The organism is Flavitalea plasmicola, from assembly GCF_030546645.1.
Lineage (GTDB): Bacteria > Bacteroidota > Bacteroidia > Chitinophagales > Chitinophagaceae > Puia.
This window is the reverse complement of sequence record NZ_JAUOTO010000003.1, coordinates 208,146-225,822: the sequence shown is the minus strand read 5'-3', so window position 1 is coordinate 225,822 and position 17,677 is coordinate 208,146. Positions and strand designations below refer to the sequence as shown.

The window sequence follows — 17,677 nt, the reverse complement described above, 5'->3', positions numbered from 1 at the left end:
CAAACGGCTTGCGACAGTCGCTAATATTTAAAAGATTCTTTCACCTTCATCAGGAACTGCTCTTTTTTCCGGCGGCTGACCTCTATTTCCGCGCCATTGGTCATGACGATGACACCGCCTTCGCCACGTACATATTCCTTTACATGCAATAAATTGATGAGAAAAGATTTGTGGACCCGAAGGAAGATATTGCTTAGCAGTCTGTCATAATCGAAAAGGGGCTTTGATATCAGCAGCGATTTGTTGTTCGTGAAGTGAAAGACAGTATAGCTCCTCTTTGCCTCGCAATACATGACCTCTTCCAGCTTTACGATGGTGAATCCTCTCTGCGTGGGAAGGCATAGTCTCATCTCCATTGGTTTATTAGCTTTATTAATATTATGTATCAGCGCCTCGGCCTGTTCTGAGCTCTTTTCCTGTCTTAATCTTTTGCATACACGGTCTACAGCCTCTACCAGCCTGTCTTCGTCCACCGGCTTCATCAGGTAGTCTACGGCGCTGAATTGCAGTGCCTGCAGCATATATTCATTATGCGCCGTCACGAATATGACCTCGAAATTCCGCTCGGGTAATTCGGTCAGCATTTCCAGGCCGTTCTTGCCCGGCATCCGGATGTCGAGGAACACTACATCGGGACTGATATCTTCAACTTTTTCCCTTCCGGCATCGACGTCCAGGCAGGTAGCGGCGATCTCTACCTCGGGGCAGTTCCATTCCAGCATCCTCTTTAAGGTGCGGATACCATCGGGTTCGTCATCGATCAAAATTGCCTTCATACACATGGTTTGTTAGTGATAGTATTAAATCGTAGGACAACACAAGTACCCGTACCGTTGCCTGGAACATGGCTTAAATCCTTAATTTCAAGACTGCAGCCGGCATCGAACTTCTCATTCAGGATCTTGATCCGGTGGCGCAGGTTGCTGAGCCCCACGGATTGATGTGTCGGCTTTTGTATTTGCTTCAGCCGCTGAGATTCTTCAATTCCGATGCCATTGTCCTGGATAGTACAGGATATGGTCTCCCCTTCCATTGAAAAACGTACTAGTAGCTTCATCTCACCCTTTTTGTGCATCATCCCATGCCAGATGGCATTCTCAGCCAGGGGCTGGATCATCATGGTGGGGATGAGGACATCTTCCTTGTCTATCTCGTCGTCGACATCGATGCTGAACGTAAAGAAGTCGCCAAACCGGAGCTTTTCCATCATCAGGTAGCTCTCAAGATATTCCATGTTCTCATACAAGGTGGTGAAGGTTTCCTTTGACTGGTTCAGGGTGATACGGATCATCTGGGCGAACTTACTGAGATAACGGGAAGCCTTCTTCTGCTCGTTGTCCAGGATCATTCCTTTGATGCTGTTCAGGGAGTTAAAGATGAAATGAGGGTTCATCTGGGTCTGTAATGCCGACAGCTGTGCCTCCGCAAGCTGCTGGTTAATGGACACCAGCTCCCTTTGTTTGATCTCAAGCGACTGCTGGGACTCTATTTGTTTGATCTTATTGCCGACATGTGTGGCAATAGTGGTTAAGATCTTAATGTCCCTTTCTTTATAGTAGTCTGGTTCAGGATGTTCAGAATCGATAACGCCAATCAGCTCGTTATTGTGTATAATAGGCACGCAAACTTCACTTAACCGGGCTATATCATCCACTCTATAGCGATCATCCTCACGGGTATTGGCGATCAGCAAAGGCTCGCGGGTCAGCACCACTTGTCCGACAACCCCCTGTCCCGGCAACACATCGAACACTTTTTCCCGAATGGCCTTCGGAGACCCCTTTGGACCATAGGATGCCTTCTGGACCATCTTGCTTTTATCTTCATTCCACAGGTAGATCATACAATCCACATAATTCATCCGGCCTATGAGGTTCTTCGCCACGTCCCATAAAACTCCTTCCACGTTCTTTTTATCCGCCAGGGAAGAAGAAAAATAATGACTGATCTGTTCCAGCTCATACTGACTTTTGTACTCTTCGGCCTTTAATTTTTCGATATGCGTTTTTGCCTGTTCTTTTTTGCGGGTGAGCTCGATCCTCCATTTCAGTAATAAATAAACACAAAGTGCCAATAATAATATCCAGGTGATGGTAAACCAGTTTTGTTTCCAGAAAGGAGGCAATATAGTTATCCAAATCTCCTTTACCTGTTCGGGCCATCGGTTGTGCGCCGAGAAAACTTTCACCTGTATCCGATGGTCCCCTGGTGGCAAACTGGAAATACTAAACGTATTCTGGGCGCCTAAAGGTTGCCAGAGAGTGCTATCATTTTTTAAAATACGATAAGCGAAGCGCTGCGTGTTGCTGGAAGAAAAGTTGATACAACCAATGGTAACCCTTATATCGTTGTCATTCCAGCGGGCTTCCACCGCCTTTTGAGGATAAATGTATTCCCTTAGATCGCCTGCTCTGATCCCTTCAATAAAAAAGTGCGGAGGCGGCTCTTTTCGATACACTATATCAGGGTTAAACCTTACCAATGTCGTTGCGAAGCCGATGTAAAGCATATTCTCGGCAACGTCATAGTAGAACTTGGTGCCTATATTGATCGGAAGGTCCGGAAAACCATCCTCTTTTCCAAAGCTGGTGATCCGGGATGTGGGTATATCGAGGCAGGCGATGCCTGAAAATGTTGCCAGCCATAGCTTATTGCCCAATAGTATCATCGCGGAAATATTATTATCCGGCAATCCATTGTCCCTTGTAAAATGGCGGATAAACCCTTTATTGAAATCGTAGCAGGCCAGCCCATTATTATATACATTCACCCAAAGGTGGTTGTCGTGATCTGCGACAAATGAATTGACCCTGCTGTCGGGCATTTTTATAGAGGGGAACGTGTCCACCACCTTATCGAAGATCTTCAGGATCGAATTATAGCGGGTCAGTCCATGACCCGCTATCCATATATTGCCCGGGTGATCTTCGGTTATAATATTGGCCTCTTCTATTCTTGAATAAGGTTGACCGTTGACCGACATGACGGAAAACTTCCTGGAAGCGGCATCATACCTGTAGATATTGCCTGATGCCACCCATATATTGCCATGACGATCTTTATATATGTCAGCTATCCAGTCATGCAGCGCATCCCATTTATCCAGCTTCACCGGCGTCACATGATCATTCAGAAGGTTCAGCCGGACCAGAGGGCCATTGAGGCCTACGAGGAGCGTTGTGTCGCTTAGCGCGGTGAGGCAATAGATCCCCCCATTTCGTTTGCTGTTGTACTCTTCCAGGCCAATGCGCCGGATGAACTGAAGCGTCTCTTTATCGAAAACCAGTAATCCGCCGTTGCCCCTGGTGGCCACGTAGATGTTTTTTCCCAGAACGTGGACATCATCCATTACGATGTTCGGATACAGGGCTTGCACTTTGCTGGGTATGGGTGATTGTTCGACATAACACTGGCTATATCCCTGTCTGAACAACCCTTTGTTGGTAGCCACCCAAAGATTCCTGTCTCTGTCGATGAACAGGTTGCGGCAGGAATACAACGGAAAATATTTATCCGTGTAAAAATCAACGTCCCCCGTGCCCGGATCGAAATGGATCTTGTAGAACCCGGAAGTGTGGGCGGTGATGTATATTGTTGAATCGTTGACGGGCAGCAAAACTGACCGGTAGCCAAATTCATCCCTGGCCACATGGCAGGACAGTTCCGTGACAGTGCTGATATTTTTTGCCATGTCGATATAACGAAGCGTATCGTTATGGTTGTTCATGATAAAAAAACAACCGGGCCTGTTTTGAAAGTATATGTAGCCGGGATCGGGTAAATGCGTAAAATCCGCCAGCAAAGGGGCATCAGAAGTCTTCAACCGCCTGAACTCCTTCTTATCTATATTGTAATAAAACAACCCGTCAATAGTGACGACCAGCAGCCGGTGGGCATCGAGCCACATGAGCTTCCTTCCGAAAGCAAACGTGGTGCCCGCCACCGAGTCCTTTGCGTAATGATCATAGCGGAATGCCAGCTGGTAATCCTTATCGAAGTGGTAAAAGCCTGAGTAGGTCAGGAGGAAAATATTGCCTGAAGCATCGGACTGCACAGAATGGACCTCGTTGTATTTATACTGGTACTTCCTATCCGTAAAGGGGACGAAAAGGCTTTTGATACTGCCGGTGTAGGTATCAAAGATGTGTAGCCCGTCGCTGTAGACCGCAAGTCGTCTCCTGTCCAGCCAGATCATGCCGCGCAGGTAGTCCGGCTGCATGGAAGCGCTGTCGCTGCAGCTGTTCATCTGCACAAAATGGCTGCCGTCAAACCTGTTCACCCCGAAAAAAGTAGACATCCAGATATAGCCGGTGGAGTCCTGGGTAACGCTGGTTACGACATCGTGAGAAAGTCCGTCCTGCTGAGTATATCGAATAAAATTCCGTCCATCAACACCCTGGCCCATTAACAGTCCTTTCCCCGACAGGAGGCAGCATAGGAAGAACCCCGCACGCACCAGGACGCCAGTCAATCTCAATCTCATTGGATAGTTGCAGATTGTTTTGTGACAAAACTACTCTTTTGCTCCTACTTTTCGTAATTATTACACTTTGCACGCGAGCCCCCCAAAACCAATGGGAGACCGGCATCCGCCGATGGATAGATCCAACCCACCGGTGATATGCTCAGAAACGCCGGTAAAATTATTCTCCAGGCCCGCTGCGCGTTTCCGTTGGGGAAAAAGCAAAGACCGGAGGGAAAAGATGGTCCATAGGCGTGCGACTGCATTCTAATTTCGCAGCTTTAATTATTAAGCCTATCAAAATCTCTTAAAGAACTATGACAAATTTCGCCTACAAATGGCCTATAATATTGGTTTCTACTGGATTACTGCTTATGTTTCAAGAGGTGTCGGCCCAGCCCGGCGGGAAGAGGGACAATGTGGCATACGCTGCGGCCGGAGATTCGATGAAAGTTGCGGACCTGGAAATAGTGGTCGTGGGCTCTCGCAGCAGGGGCGCACGAAGCAAGCTGTCCACTCCTGTGCCGGTGGACGTTATCAGAACAAGCGAAGTCAAACCCTTTGCACAAGCCGATGTATCCCAAATGCTGAGCTACACGGTTCCTTCCTTTCAATCGGCCCGCCAGACCATTACAGATGGTACGGACCACATCGACCCTGCTGGCTTGCGTGGACTGGGACCTGACCAGACACTGGTGTTGCTCAACGGCAAGCGCCTGCACACTACGGCACTGGTGAATATCAACGGTTCTGTCGGAAGAGGCTCGGTAGGTACGGACCTCAATACGATTCCCGCAGCAGCGATAGAACGGATCGAAGTCCTGAGGGACGGGGCCGCAGCGCAATATGGCTCGGATGCCATTGCAGGCGTCATCAACATAGTGCTGAAAAAGAACTATAACGGATTGAATATTTCCAGCATGCTGGGAGAAAATTTCACCACCATGCCGTATAAAGGAGGCATGCGGATCAACGACGGGGTAAACCAGCAGGTAGATTTCACCGCTGGGATCGCCAGGAACAATGGCACCTATCTGAATCTCAGCGGTCAGTTCCTTCAGCGCTTCAGCACCAACCGCAGCGGTGACGACAATTTTCCCCTGATCTACCTGGGCAACGCCGGTGCCTTTCCCGCCAATCCTTATCCGGCCGCGCAGGTAAGCGACGCCGACTACAGAAGGTACCTGATGGATGCCGATGCAGCCATGGTAAGAAGGCAAGGATATGATCGGCATAATATTGTCGCGGGTAATTCCTTTTCACGCAACCTGACGACGTATCTCAACGGAGGTACGAAGCTGTCCCGCAATATCGATCTCTACCTGACAGCGGGCATCTCCCATCGTGACGGAAAAGCCACCGGGCAGAGCCGTAACCCTAATTCGGTGGCGCAGCAGCCGGTGCTCGCCAATGGAGAACGGTATTATTACAATGGCTTTCTGCCGCAGATCGCCCCTAAGCTCGATGACTGGAATATCCTCCTGGGCTTGAACATCAAGGCAGGCAGCTGGAATATCGATATCAGCAATATGGCCGGGCGGAATGCCATCCATTATTTTGTTAAGAACTCCGGCAATGCATCCCTGCCGGCCAGCGATATGGTACAGACACAATTCGATGCGGGGAAACTATCCTTCTTCCAGAATACAAGCAACCTGGACATCAGCCGTCGTTTCGACTACAAGTCCGGCCGGAGCCTGAACGTGGCATTCGGCGGAGAGTTCAGACATGAAGCCTTCCAGATCACTTCAGGCGAGCCTGACTCCTACAACAATGAGCATAGGATCGCACACGTGGATTCGATCGCACCCTATCCGGGAACCACGAAATGGACAACATTCAACAATGTAGCGCCCGCATCCGGAGCCCAGGTATTCCCAGGCTTCAAGAACGTAGATGCCGTAAAAGCCACAAGGAATATCTATGCCGCATACGGCGACCTCGAACTGGTGCTGGGACGATTGCTATTGGACGGCGCAGGTCGTTATGAGAACTATGCGGAACAGGGATTCAGCTACAATAACCTCAGCGGCAAACTGAGCGCCCGCTATGAACTGTCTTCCCGCTGGGCCGTCCGGGGCTCGTTGAGCAATGGTTTCCGTGCCCCCTCTCTGCATCAACGCTATTTCCAGAATACGTCTACTCAGTTCGTGGGCGCTCAGCCATCCAACTCACTTACCGCCAATAATAAGAATCCCATTGTACGGGACGCCTTCGGTATCAGGGAACTGAAGCCGGAAAAGTCCACCAGCTATTCCCTGGGCGTCGTCGGGAAAATAGCACCGGGCCTTACGGTTACGGTTGACGGTTATTTCATCTCTATCAAGGACCGTATAGTCCTCTCCGCGCCATTCAACCGGAGCAATCCGCTGGTGGACGCTATCCTGAAGAACGGAGGCGTTGATTCCTCCACTTCGGCCTTGCAATTCTGGACCAATGCGGTCAACACGGAAACGAAAGGCATCGATGCAGTGATCACTGATCGGTTCCGCCTGGGCGGCGGCAATGCCGTGATCTCCCTGTCTGCCAATTTCAACAGGAATACGGTGGTCGGCAAGTTGCACACCAACAGCATCATCGACAATCCGAAGAACAATCCCAGCACGACCAACCCTGGGGCCAATCCCGCCAATGACCTGGCACTCACGCTGTTCGATCGCCAGCAGCGTGGCCGCATCGAAACGGGCCAGCCACAAAACAAGATCAACCTCACGCTTAGCTATAGCATCAGCCAGTGGGAGTTCCTTGCCCGCACCGTCAGGTTTGGTTCCGTACAGTTCCTGAATAACATCGATCCGATGCTGGTCAATAAGACCACGGGCGCCTTCTTCAACGACATTGCCCCGGGTACGGACCAGGTATTCAGCGCCAAGGTCACTACAGACCTGGTGGTGTCCTGTCATGTCGCACCGGGGGTGGTGCTGTCTGCAGGAGGGACCAATATTTTCGACGTCTATCCTGACAGGATCTTTGTGGATCCCAGGAATGCATTGCAGGCAGTGCATGACAATCCCATCCCGGGAGCGAATAAGACGCCGGGAGGATACAATTCAGGAAGGGACGCATCTAACCGGGGACGCTTTTTATTCGGCACTAATCAATTCGGATACAACGGTCGATTCCTATTTACCCGAATCGTTCTCGATATCGGCCAGTTTGAAAGGAGGTCAGCTGCGCATAGGTAGCGAGACGATCGGGTAGGTTGATCGGGTCAGGAATTACAAGCCGGTGGAAGGAGGTCCACCGGCTTTCCTGCATTTATATGATAATCAATCAGATACACAGACTCCCCGCAGATTACATTTCAGGCATTAGTTTGTACTAATTATAGATTATTGCAAATACCTGAAAAAATATGTACTTTGGTAAGCGTAAACACTTAACCTATTCCTGTTCCAATGAAAAATTGTTACACCTCTGCCCTCGTGGCCTGCACCTTGCTCCTTACGATAACAGCCTGCCATAAAGAGCTCAACACAGTTGATCAGCAGCAATCCACAGGATCTTCCCGGCCTGCTGCACAAGGGATCCATGATTCCACGCCGAAGCCGCCCACAGGTGACACGACAAGGGTGCTGCCTCCTTTCCCGGTGAATACGCCTGCCTCCGCTGCGGCCTGCAGTTTTTTACCTATATACGGGGATACCATTATCTATCCACAGCCGGTCAGTGGACAGGATTATATATTCAACGTTGTCAACAGCCCTGGTACGGGTAAATATTTTGCATGGCCCCAGGGTATGGTGATCGATCCCAACACCGGCGCCATCAACGTTACAAAAAGTGAAACGGGCTTGAAATACGCCATTGGATTTGTAAAAGATGGGACCACCGATACCTGTATGAGCACACTGGTCATCGGTGGTGCGGCGTATATGGATAGCGTGTATGTCATTCAGGATGGTCAGAAGAATGCCCTCCCCTATTTCGATGCCAATCCTTACCTGCCTCCTATCTGTCAGGGTAATGGCTGTACTTTCGACGTCGGCGAAGCGGCCCGTCAGCAGAAAGTGATCATCAACACGAGTTCCGGTGTGATCGATCTGGAAAAGACGCTGAATGGCACGCTGCTGGGGCTGGGTGGAGCGTTCGGTCTGCTGCCTGTGAATGGGTCCACCATCACCACCCGGATTTATTACAAGCTGAACGACGCCAGTAACCAGGCCTTGCAGCATATCGATGTCCAGCTGCAATATTTTGACACCCGGTCCGCCATCGGGGCAGGGCTGTTAGGCAATGTGATCAATAAACTGAACAACCTGCTCAGTGGAAATAGGATCAGTAATTACGCCAATCCAAGGCCCCCGCTGATCATTATCGTGCGGCGCTAATGAGGCTCCGCTCCGGTAATTGTGTAATTTTTTTCTATGATTAGGTGTATATTCACACGAATATATATCTAATCGTTTCTTTATGTATGGGAGGACCGTAGGCTGGCTATGTTTCTTTCTTTTTTTTAGCACTGCACTGGCGATGCCCGGCGATCCCATCAGCCGCATCCTTTCCCGGTACCGGCAGTCCGATCGGCTTTTTCATATCATCAATGCCACCCCCGCCGACGATAGCACCGCATTGGCAGGCTTTGAAGAGATCATCACCGAGGTGGGAAAGATGGGCGATTTTAACGGTAAGGATACACTGCTGTTCCAATCCTGGTTGAAAAAAGCGATCCTGCTCGACTCGAAGTCCAATTACACAGGCGCCAGGGATGCCTATCGGCGGACCCTGGGGTTCTCTCATCCTGACGACAGCCTGCTGTTTGTCACTTATATCAACACCGGCGGTGTCTACTATAATCTCAATCATTTCGATTCCGCCAGTTATTTTCTCCTTCGCGCCGACAGCATGACGGGGCATTTCCGGGGAAAAGAAGATGAAGTAAGGCTGTACAATACACTGGGTGTCCTTTATTTTGACAATGGGAACTACCGTCAGGGCAAGAACTATTTTAGCCGGGCGCTGGAGATCGTCCAGCGCAAAAAGCCTTTGGACACGGCATCCGCGGCGAGTCTCCAGACCAACATCGCCACCTGCTTCTACCACCTGGAGCAGTACGAAGAGGCACTGGCTATCTATAAAAAGCTCCTGTCCTATCATATGTTCAGCAGCTACGTGTACATCAATATGGGCAATGCCAATATCAATTTGCACAAATACCAGGAAGCCCTCGCCTGTTTCCGGAAAGTGGATGCAGGTAAAATACCAGGTGTCCTCAACGAGATGGGCTATACTCAAATGAGACTGAACAAGCCTGATTCCGGCGCCTGGTTCCTGGATCAGTTGCAGCTGGGCGCACATAAGCTCCCGCTGAATGAGCTGGACCTGGGCACCAACCATATGTACCGGGCCGACCTGCTGGCAGACCGTCAGGAATATATGCCCGCGCTAAACCTGCTTCAACAAGCCATTATCATCTTCTCCCGGAATTTTTCCAATAAGGATATCTATACCAACCCCACCAGCTTTACGGGTACTTTTGCTTACTACCGGCTATTTGACGCGCTGGTAAAAAAAGCGGAAGTGTTCAGGCAATTGTACAAGACTCAACCCGGTAAGGACATCTTCCTGGAAGGCTCATATAAGGCTTACCAGGCCGCCCTTTCCCTTTTGCGCGCCATTGAAAAAAGCTACGATACGGACGACGCGAAAATATTCCTGAAGAAAAAGAGCGGGCAGGCCTATGAGGGGGCCCTATCCGTATGTCTGGAGTTCCATGGACGCCATCCGGATTTGGACTATCTCGAACAAGCTTTTAAGATCAGTGAAAAAAGCAAGGCTTCCATCATTACTGCCAACCTGGAAGAAAATGCCTTTGCCCATGCGCCGGGCATCGATGCGGAGCTGCTGCAGAACGAGCGGAATATCAAATACAATATTGCACGTCTCAATGTCAGGAGTGAGGAAGCGACGGATAAGAAAGAGATAGAAGCCATCGGCAGAGAAAAGGTGAATTACGAGATCGAGCTGTCCCGTCTGCAAAAGCAGCTGGAACAGAACGGGGCTTATTACAAGCTGAAATACCAGGATTCCGGTCCGGGAGTCCGGGAGCTGCAGCGACAGCTGGAAGGCAACCAGGCCCTGATCAGCTTCTATGCGGGTAGCGGTATCCTGTATGCATTCACGGTCACGAGTAATGGTTTTATCTATACCCGCATCGACTCCCTTTCCCGGATACAACAGGATGCGGAAGCATGGCTCTATGCACTGAAAAGTACCGGCAGCGGAAAAAAGTTCAAAGCAGGCAACATCGGCAGGCGTTTGTATCAATTGCTGGTAAAGCCCCTGCAGCAAGGCATCAAATCGAAGGACGAATGGATCATCATTCCCGATGGGTTTCTTTATTTTCTTCCTTTTGAGTCATTGCCGGCTGATGAGAAAGGTTCAAGGACCTTATTGGAGACTACTACCATCAGCTATCGATTTTCCTCCCGGCTGTTAACGATGGGTAGCCCGGGACCAAAAGTAGCTGCAGATGCTCCGATCCTTTCCTTTGCGCCTTTTGCCGGCGGAGGACAGGGGTCGCTTTTTCCTGCCTTACCGGCCAGTGGAGAAGAGATCGCTGACTTGCAGGGAGCCAGGTTCCTGAATGCACAGGCTACAAAGGAGCAGTTCCTGAAGGAGATCAATAAATACTCTGTCGTACACCTGGCGACGCATGCCATTTCTTCCCCGTCCAATGCGGCTGCGTCATTTATTGCTTTTTATCCTGAAAAACATTCCACTATTGAAGATTGTCTCTTTCTGGAAGAGCTCTATGGGCTCGACATGAACGCCACCCGGCTGGTGATCATCAGCGCATGCGAAACAGGACAGGGCGAGCTGGTCGCCCGGGAAGGGGTTATCAGCCTGTCCAGAGCCTTTGCCTATGCAGGCTGTGCAAGCACGATCAATAGCCTTTGGAGGGCGGATGATAAGGCAACTTCCTACATTCTCCGGCGGTTCTATATACACCTGCGGAAGGGATATACCAAGGCGAAAGCGTTACAGCAGGCGAAACTGGATTACCTGGCCAGCGATGCGATCAATAAGAGTCCTGCTTTCTGGGCACACCTGGTATTGATGGGAGATACCGGACCTGTATATGCGCGGGGGATGAACTGGCGTTGGATTTTGTCATTGATACCACTGATAGGGGGTATAGCATGGTGGTGGAGAAGGAAAAATAAAAAGTCGACGTTTCTCAAGGACGATGGAATTTGACGGACGGACGTTGTTGAAAATTTTTTCTTCAGGGCACTACGTCGACTTTTTGTTGTTTCAGGGCTTAATGCTAATTGGTTTTTCCAGGTATGGATGGTCTTTTAAAGGATCGGATTCAGATGGAACTTCATTTGGATTGGATTGGTTTTTTAAGACGGGACTACTGGTTCAGGTTTTCAGGGCATTGGATGTTGGTTTTTCAGGGATATGGCTTAACGGTTTCCTGGTATTGGATCAATCAATTCGTTTTTTAAAGGATCTGGATAACTGACTTACAAATATTAGTACGCGCCGTGAAGGCGGATGTAACCGGAAATATTGTTTTTTTCAATCACCTGCTTTCCTTGAATTGGACCAGGCGGAGGTCCAGGAAGGACATATGAGTGACTTTATCGTGAAATAGATGTTCCTTATTGGCCCTGATCTTTTCCAAAATTGGAAGCGCTTCATTGACCTTATCTTTCGCCAGCCAGCTGATAGCCAGGTAGTATTGTGCTTCGTCCATGAAATAGTCGCTGCCTGCCTGCGCATTTATCGCGATCACCTGCTCGAAATGTTCGATGGCATCATCGTATTTCTTCAGCTCCATGTCGGCCATGCCGGCAAGAAAATCCGTCTTATTATCCCTTTTTGACTGGCTGAAACTGGCCAGGACCGCATTCCAGTCCCTGGCGTGGTATGCCTTCTCCATGGCATCGGCATCGCCGGCGCCGCGGCTCGTATTCAGTTCATAAGACGAATAATATCTGTCATAAAGGCTTCCGGAGCTAATCGTGGCATATTTGTAGAAAACAGCGCCGCCCCCCACTACTACGAGAATAGCGGCAACCTTTACCAAATTGCGGGAGATCCGGCGGACGACACCTCCCGAAGGCCTTGTCGCAACCATCTGCTGTAGCTTCCATTCCTGTTTTACAGCGGCAACCTGTTCCTGCAGGCCTGCTTCCTGGATCGCATCCACGGCCAGCAGGAGATAATTCCATTCGCGTGCGGTTTCCGGATCATTGCTGATCAACTGCTCCATCTCGGAAGATCCTTCGCCCTGAAGGCTTTTATCGAGGTGATCTACCAAAGTTTGATGCTGTTCCATAGGTTACCTTATTTTACTAGTTCACTGATTTGCCTCGCTATCTCCGGATTGTTCTTTATTAGTCCGGTCAGCGACTGCAGACATTTGTATTTTTTATTTCTCACCACCTGCTCATTCTCATAGGGCAGGTGTTCGACAATCTCTTTCATGGACAGGTCGTCGTAATAAAAGAGCATCAGGATCTTTTTGCAGGGATCTCCCAACTGATGGACCAGATCACGCAGCTGCCGTTTCTTTTCAAGGTCACTGATCTTAAAGCTGATGTCGTCTTCCTTTTGATCGCGGTCATGCTCGTATAATTTTTCCCGATGGCCGGACCGCTCCCTCTTCTTCAATTCATTGAACCAGATATTTCTGGCGACGGATACCAGAAAGGTCTTGATGCTGGCTTCCATGCGGTATTTCCCTTTTTTTACAATGTCGATGAAGGATATGACCGTCTCCTGGAAAACATCTTCGGCATCCTGTTCACTTGCTCCGTAATGAATGATAAAAGAACTGGTTGAGAGGGCATACTGCTGATAAATGAACAGGATAGCCCTGTTAAGGTTCTTTTCTTCCTGAACGGCTCTTATCAACTCAGCATCAGTATATTTTTCCGCAACGTTCATATATTGGTAAATTCTGAAAGATGAAATGTAACCGGGTGCCAGAATTAGGGGTTTATCTGTATTTATGTAAACGAATTGATTGACATTGAATTGTATGTTAGGGAGTTATAGAAGGCCGCAGTTCTACATTATTAATACTGACGGGCTTATAGTTGAATGATAAAAATCATACCAGAAATGGTTGATCATTGAACGACAAAGGACCAGGGGTGTCTGGGTAGAATGGCAATCGTCCCTTAAAATCGCAGAGCAAAGTACCAGGGCAAGAAATAAGGTTTTTGCAGACATTTGAACGATCAGTATTGAATTACGGCCTAATATAGGGAAAAGGACGCGAATTAAGACGGTGATCGCCTCATTTGTCCTTGATAGTCATAATGGTAGGAAGGATCGGCCCGGCAGATATAGCCTACCTTTGATAAAATTAGTTATATGCAAAAGAAAAGTGGTTTGATCATTGCGGGTTTGATTGCATTCTCCCTGGCGGCAAGCGCCCAAAAAATTAACACGGATTCACTCAGCCTTGTATCTAAAATAAGCGAGTATCAGCTAAAAAGGGCCAAGCTTCAGAACACAGTGGATAAGACAATGCAGGATAAAGCAGATGCTGCAACAAAAGTTCAAAATTCCGCCAACCAGAGCAGCCAGGACGCCAACCGGCTAACCAACGATCCGCAAAATAAGGGTCTTGCGAGAAAGGCTGACCAATCTGCAGGAGACGCCAGGCGGGATTCAAAAAAGGCGAGAGCAGCCAACGACAAGCTGCATGATCTCTACAAAGAGATCGCAAAATTGGATGATAAGATTTTGGGCGAACAAAGAAAGCTGTCCGTTTTTACAGGAGTGGCCGCCCCGGTGGAAATTAAGCCTGTCGATACGCCCGTACTTCCGGACAGTACCCGTCATTCTTAATAGGGCCATTAATGGGCAACTCTATTTCTCCACTCTCAATGTCACCACATCCCAGGGAGCGAGCTCGACAGCGTCTTTTACTTCATCCATAGGCTGTTCGGAGGTGTTACTGGTATGCATAGCTCCTGTTGCGGCAGACCAGCGCAGGGAGGTCTTTGCCGGTTTAGCCGATGCATTGAACAAGGTGACGATCCAGGCCTTGCCGTCCTCGCTGGGCTTCAGTACCTGAACCAGGATATCGTTGGATGTGAGGGTTAGTTTGGGCAGGGAATGATCCTGCCCATCCGCCTTTGCTATGATCAGCGGTTGGGTCAGCCCGGTAGCGAAACGGGTGGCTTCCGCCGGCTGGAAATTACGATGTGGGCGTAAGGCATAGCGGAAAGTGACGATGCCTTCCTGGTACGCCCTGTAGTTGGTCTCCCAGTGATTGTTCATGGCCCATGAATATAGCTTTTGGGTAGGCGCGATCTTCTTGCGCCAGACGTCGGGATTTGTCTGACCACCCAACAAAGTGGCGGTAACGCCTCCCACCTGTACCAGCGGTGCGTCCAACGTGACCCAGGTAATGCCCAGGCGGTCGTTGCTGACATCTGCCCATTGTCCCACCTCCAGCCAATTCTTGCATGATCCCGGGATCTGATCGGCTTCGGGCCGCATCACAGCGAACGGGATGTCTATTTTCACCGCAGCGTCCGTCACATTGAAGGGAAAGCCGAAATTGAGGCTCTCTTTTCCGCCTGTGTTGGCCCAGGCATAATCGCCCGGATGAGGATTCAGCTCCGCACGCTGCTTGTCGACGATATTGATCAGCTCCACATAGTCAAATCCGTTTACCAGTCTTACTTCGCGTGTCAGGCTGTTGCAGCCGGGGGCGGCGGAAGTGATCGATAAGGTGGTCAGGACGGGACCTTTCTCTTTTACGGTGATGGCAACGGGACCGTTGCGTTGCAGGTTGGCCGTGTCGCTGCCATTGAGGAAAAGATAGTCGTTGGCATAGTTACCTGTCGCTGAGTCCACAAAATTATTGTCCATGCCGCTGCGACGGACACTGGTGAGCGCTCCTGTCTTTGGATCGATGCTGACGCTGATGACCCCGTTGTCAAGCAAGCCCCTGTTGACCTGAACATCCTTTGGAGTGGCCGTTTTTGAGGAAGGAGATCGGGATATGAGGTATCGTTTTGCGGCAAATGCCGGTACGTCCGCAGCTACAAAGGCCAGCTCTCCCGTGGAAAGACGTTGGGAAGGGACAAGTTTACCGGCTGCGTCATGTACAAGGTCCCCCCCGGAAGAAAGTTCCGGTGACACCAGTACGAGATTCGTCCGCATCCAGGAACTGGTGTTGAATACGTCCAGGGCCCCGGAAGGCGCTGCAGCTGTCGCCGGTGGTACGGCTGCCGCCAGGAGTATCCTCGACAGGGAGTCCGCCGCCACGGCGTAGGATCGCTTGATATCCCATTGCTCAATGGTCTTTTGCGCAAGGGGTGTAGTGACACTAATGTCGGCGCCCCAGGTATGCTCCGAATATAACAGCACATTATGCCAGGCATCGTTGAATTTGTCAGCGGGGAAATTTCCGGAACTGGTAATGGCCCATAAGGCTTCAGCCTGGGACAACCGGGAGGAGGTGGCCCTGTTCATGGATGTCTCCAGGGCGGAGGAGGCGGCTCCGTCTTCCCAATAGCCCGTCCAATCCCCTTGCACGATGGGCAGACGAGGACCGTAGGCTTTCTCAAATGCGCTGAATGCCTGGCTGGTCGAAGAGATGATGAAATGAGGCCATACATATTTCTGGTTCCATTCCTTTGCGAATTCGCTGATCTCCGGGTCCGGCACGGCATTGTCTCCATGCCCGCTCCACCGCAGGTAGGATATTCCGTAAGGGTATTTTATTTTCCTGAGCTCTTCTGCATAAGCAACGACGAATGCGGCGGTGGGATGTGCCAGGGTATGTGATAAAGCATATCCCTTGTAAGGTATCCACACCAATAGTTTTTCCTTACCCGAAGGAGACAGCCAATAGAAAGGCTTGTTTTCCCAGGCAGGGAGAATGTCGCCGATCCTGTCGAAAAAATTGGGCGCCGCGGAAAAATACCTGATACCGGCCTGTGCCATGGCAGCCACCGTACCCCAGGTATAACCGGGTACGTCGCTGATCATCGCGGCATCCACCTTTACGCCCGTCTGCCGCGCCAGGGTCGTGGAGAATTTAAACAGCTGCAGCAGCTCTTCCGGCCGGCAAAGCCCGGTGAGTGTATTGAGGTACATGCCGTTTAAGGCAACTCCGCCATCCTTCAGCGCTTCGATGAATTCCTTCTTCTGCCGATCGTTCATCCTTTGCAGGAACAGGTCCGCCGCGTAAGTCCCTTCGAGGTTCCATACAAAGCGCGCCCCTTCCGGGTAGTCCTTTGTTTTGCGGGAATATTCAATGCCTTTTAGGAGATTGTCTATCTGTTTCTGCTCGACGGCCGTCTGTATCTCCGTATAGCCTATATCGTTGTGAGAATGGGGAAGGATGTATACCGTTTTCAGGGTGACGGGCTGCACAGCCACCGTTCTTTCTGCTACTACCTTACGATCTTTCTCCACTGCAATGGTGATCATGGAATCTTTTGTCACCACAGGCGTACGAAGCTCCAGTTGCTGACTGCCGCTGGACAACTGGAAGACCTGGGGCGCGACCCCCTGGACCTTTACCGTCAGCTCACCCGGATTGCCTGTGTTCAACAACTCCATCTGCGCCGTCTGATACAGGACATTGTCACGCCGGATGATGCAGGGCTGCCCCTTGACCTCAGAGATGAATACAGCGGCGCCGACGGCCTGCGAGGTAATGCCGGCGGGTGTTTCCAGCCCTACCCAGTCGTAGAGGAACCAGCTGCCGGCAACGTTAGTGATGGTAATGCTATTATCCCCTTTGCGTAGGACATCCGCAGGAAAAGTGATAGTAAACGCATACTTTTTTCCTTTGGAAACATCTCCGTCAATAGCAGCCCCTGCACCGCTTGGTAAGGTCTTTGTGAATTCATGTCCATTAATAAGGATCTGCAGCTGGTCCCGGGTGCGATCATGCGTGTCGGCCAGCTTGAATTGCAGACGGCAGCTGTCCGTGGACGACAGGTCCTTCACGCCAAAGAGAATGGAAAAGCTATGTTGCCTGCTGCCTGCCCATGCATCGTCCGGTCCGGGATGCGCAAAAGGCCAATCCGTCTTTTCATGGCTGCGGCCGACGATGAAAACTCCGTCCCTCTCAAATCTTGAGCCCTGATCGGGAGCACCGGCAAATTCATTAAAACTGTTGTCGGGTTTTCCGATCTGCCAGAGATAGGTGCCGCCCTTGTGCTGGGCGCATAGGCTTACGGATAAAGTAAAGGCAATTAGAAGGCAGGCTACGTGATTCATACA

At 50.2% G+C, this 17,677-nt stretch carries 9 protein-coding genes; 4 read left to right on the top strand and 5 right to left on the bottom strand.

Going from position 1 to position 17,677, the window contains the following annotated elements; all coding sequences use genetic code 11:
- Positions 1-20: 20 nt before the first annotated feature.
- Together Q4E93_RS10935 and Q4E93_RS10930 are read right to left on the bottom strand one after the other, a co-directional pair.
- Positions 21-776 (bottom strand): LytR/AlgR family response regulator transcription factor, encoded by a 756-nt coding sequence (locus Q4E93_RS10935; protein ID WP_303585106.1) that lies wholly within the window; start codon positions 774-776, stop codon positions 21-23.
- Positions 773-4,483, bottom strand: a complete 3,711-nt coding sequence (locus tag Q4E93_RS10930; protein WP_303585104.1) for a histidine kinase — start codon at positions 4,481-4,483, stop codon at positions 773-775. Before Q4E93_RS10930 ends, Q4E93_RS10935 begins: the two co-directional genes overlap by 4 nt.
- A 353-nt stretch (positions 4,484-4,836) precedes the next feature.
- On the opposite strand from Q4E93_RS10930, the gene Q4E93_RS10925 reads away from it, so the two are divergent.
- The 3 genes from Q4E93_RS10925 (at position 4,837) to Q4E93_RS10915 (ending at position 11,662) form a co-directional block, all read left to right on the top strand.
- Positions 4,837-7,647 carry a TonB-dependent receptor plug domain-containing protein gene (locus Q4E93_RS10925; RefSeq protein WP_303585102.1) on the top strand — a complete coding sequence of 937 codons (2,811 nt, stop codon included), beginning with the start codon at positions 4,837-4,839 and terminating at the stop codon, positions 7,645-7,647.
- A 213-nt stretch (positions 7,648-7,860) separates the two neighbouring features.
- Positions 7,861-8,793 (top strand): hypothetical protein, encoded by a 933-nt coding sequence (locus Q4E93_RS10920; protein ID WP_303585100.1) that lies wholly within the window; start codon positions 7,861-7,863, stop codon positions 8,791-8,793.
- Between the two features lie 82 nt (positions 8,794-8,875).
- Entirely contained in the window at positions 8,876-11,662 is a 2,787-nt protein-coding gene (locus Q4E93_RS10915) for a CHAT domain-containing protein (RefSeq protein WP_303585099.1), read from the top strand.
- A gap of 331 nt (positions 11,663-11,993) precedes the next feature.
- Here the strand turns inward: Q4E93_RS10915 and Q4E93_RS10910 are convergent, their stop codons facing one another.
- Both Q4E93_RS10910 and Q4E93_RS10905 read right to left on the bottom strand, forming a co-directional pair.
- A complete protein-coding gene (locus tag Q4E93_RS10910) occupies positions 11,994-12,752 on the bottom strand; it encodes a tetratricopeptide repeat protein (RefSeq protein ID WP_303585098.1) in 759 nt (252 codons plus the stop codon).
- An 8-nt stretch (positions 12,753-12,760) separates the two neighbouring features.
- Entirely contained in the window at positions 12,761-13,363 is a 603-nt protein-coding gene (locus Q4E93_RS10905; RefSeq protein WP_303585097.1) for an RNA polymerase sigma factor, read from the bottom strand.
- 432 nt (positions 13,364-13,795) lie between these two features.
- On the opposite strand from Q4E93_RS10905, the gene Q4E93_RS10900 reads away from it, so the two are divergent.
- Positions 13,796-14,275 (top strand): hypothetical protein, encoded by a 480-nt coding sequence (locus tag Q4E93_RS10900; protein ID WP_303585096.1) that lies wholly within the window; start codon positions 13,796-13,798, stop codon positions 14,273-14,275.
- A 21-nt stretch (positions 14,276-14,296) separates the two neighbouring features.
- On the opposite strand, the gene Q4E93_RS10895 is transcribed toward Q4E93_RS10900, so the two are convergent.
- Positions 14,297-17,674, bottom strand: coding sequence for a polysaccharide lyase family protein (locus Q4E93_RS10895; RefSeq protein WP_303585095.1), 3,378 nt, complete (start codon positions 17,672-17,674; stop codon positions 14,297-14,299).
- Positions 17,675-17,677: the final 3 nt, after the last annotated feature.

Bases quoted from the DNA above. Each gene is read 5' to 3' on its own strand.
- Q4E93_RS10935 (WP_303585106.1), bottom strand. From the start codon at position 776: ATGAAGGCAATTTTGATCGATGACGAACCCGATGGTATCCGCACCTTA.
- Q4E93_RS10920 (WP_303585100.1), top strand. From the start codon at position 7,861: ATGAAAAATTGTTACACCTCTGCCCTCGTGGCCTGCACCTTGCTCCTT.
- Q4E93_RS10930 (WP_303585104.1), bottom strand. From the start codon at position 4,483: ATGAGATTGAGATTGACTGGCGTCCTGGTGCGTGCGGGGTTCTTCCTA.
- Q4E93_RS10910 (WP_303585098.1), bottom strand. From the start codon at position 12,752: ATGGAACAGCATCAAACTTTGGTAGATCACCTCGATAAAAGCCTTCAG.
- Q4E93_RS10915 (WP_303585099.1), top strand. From the start codon at position 8,876: ATGTATGGGAGGACCGTAGGCTGGCTATGTTTCTTTCTTTTTTTTAGC.
- Q4E93_RS10900 (WP_303585096.1), top strand. From the start codon at position 13,796: ATGCAAAAGAAAAGTGGTTTGATCATTGCGGGTTTGATTGCATTCTCC.
- Q4E93_RS10905 (WP_303585097.1), bottom strand. From the start codon at position 13,363: ATGAACGTTGCGGAAAAATATACTGATGCTGAGTTGATAAGAGCCGTT.
- Q4E93_RS10925 (WP_303585102.1), top strand. From the start codon at position 4,837: ATGTTTCAAGAGGTGTCGGCCCAGCCCGGCGGGAAGAGGGACAATGTG.
- Q4E93_RS10895 (WP_303585095.1), bottom strand. From the start codon at position 17,674: ATGAATCACGTAGCCTGCCTTCTAATTGCCTTTACTTTATCCGTAAGC.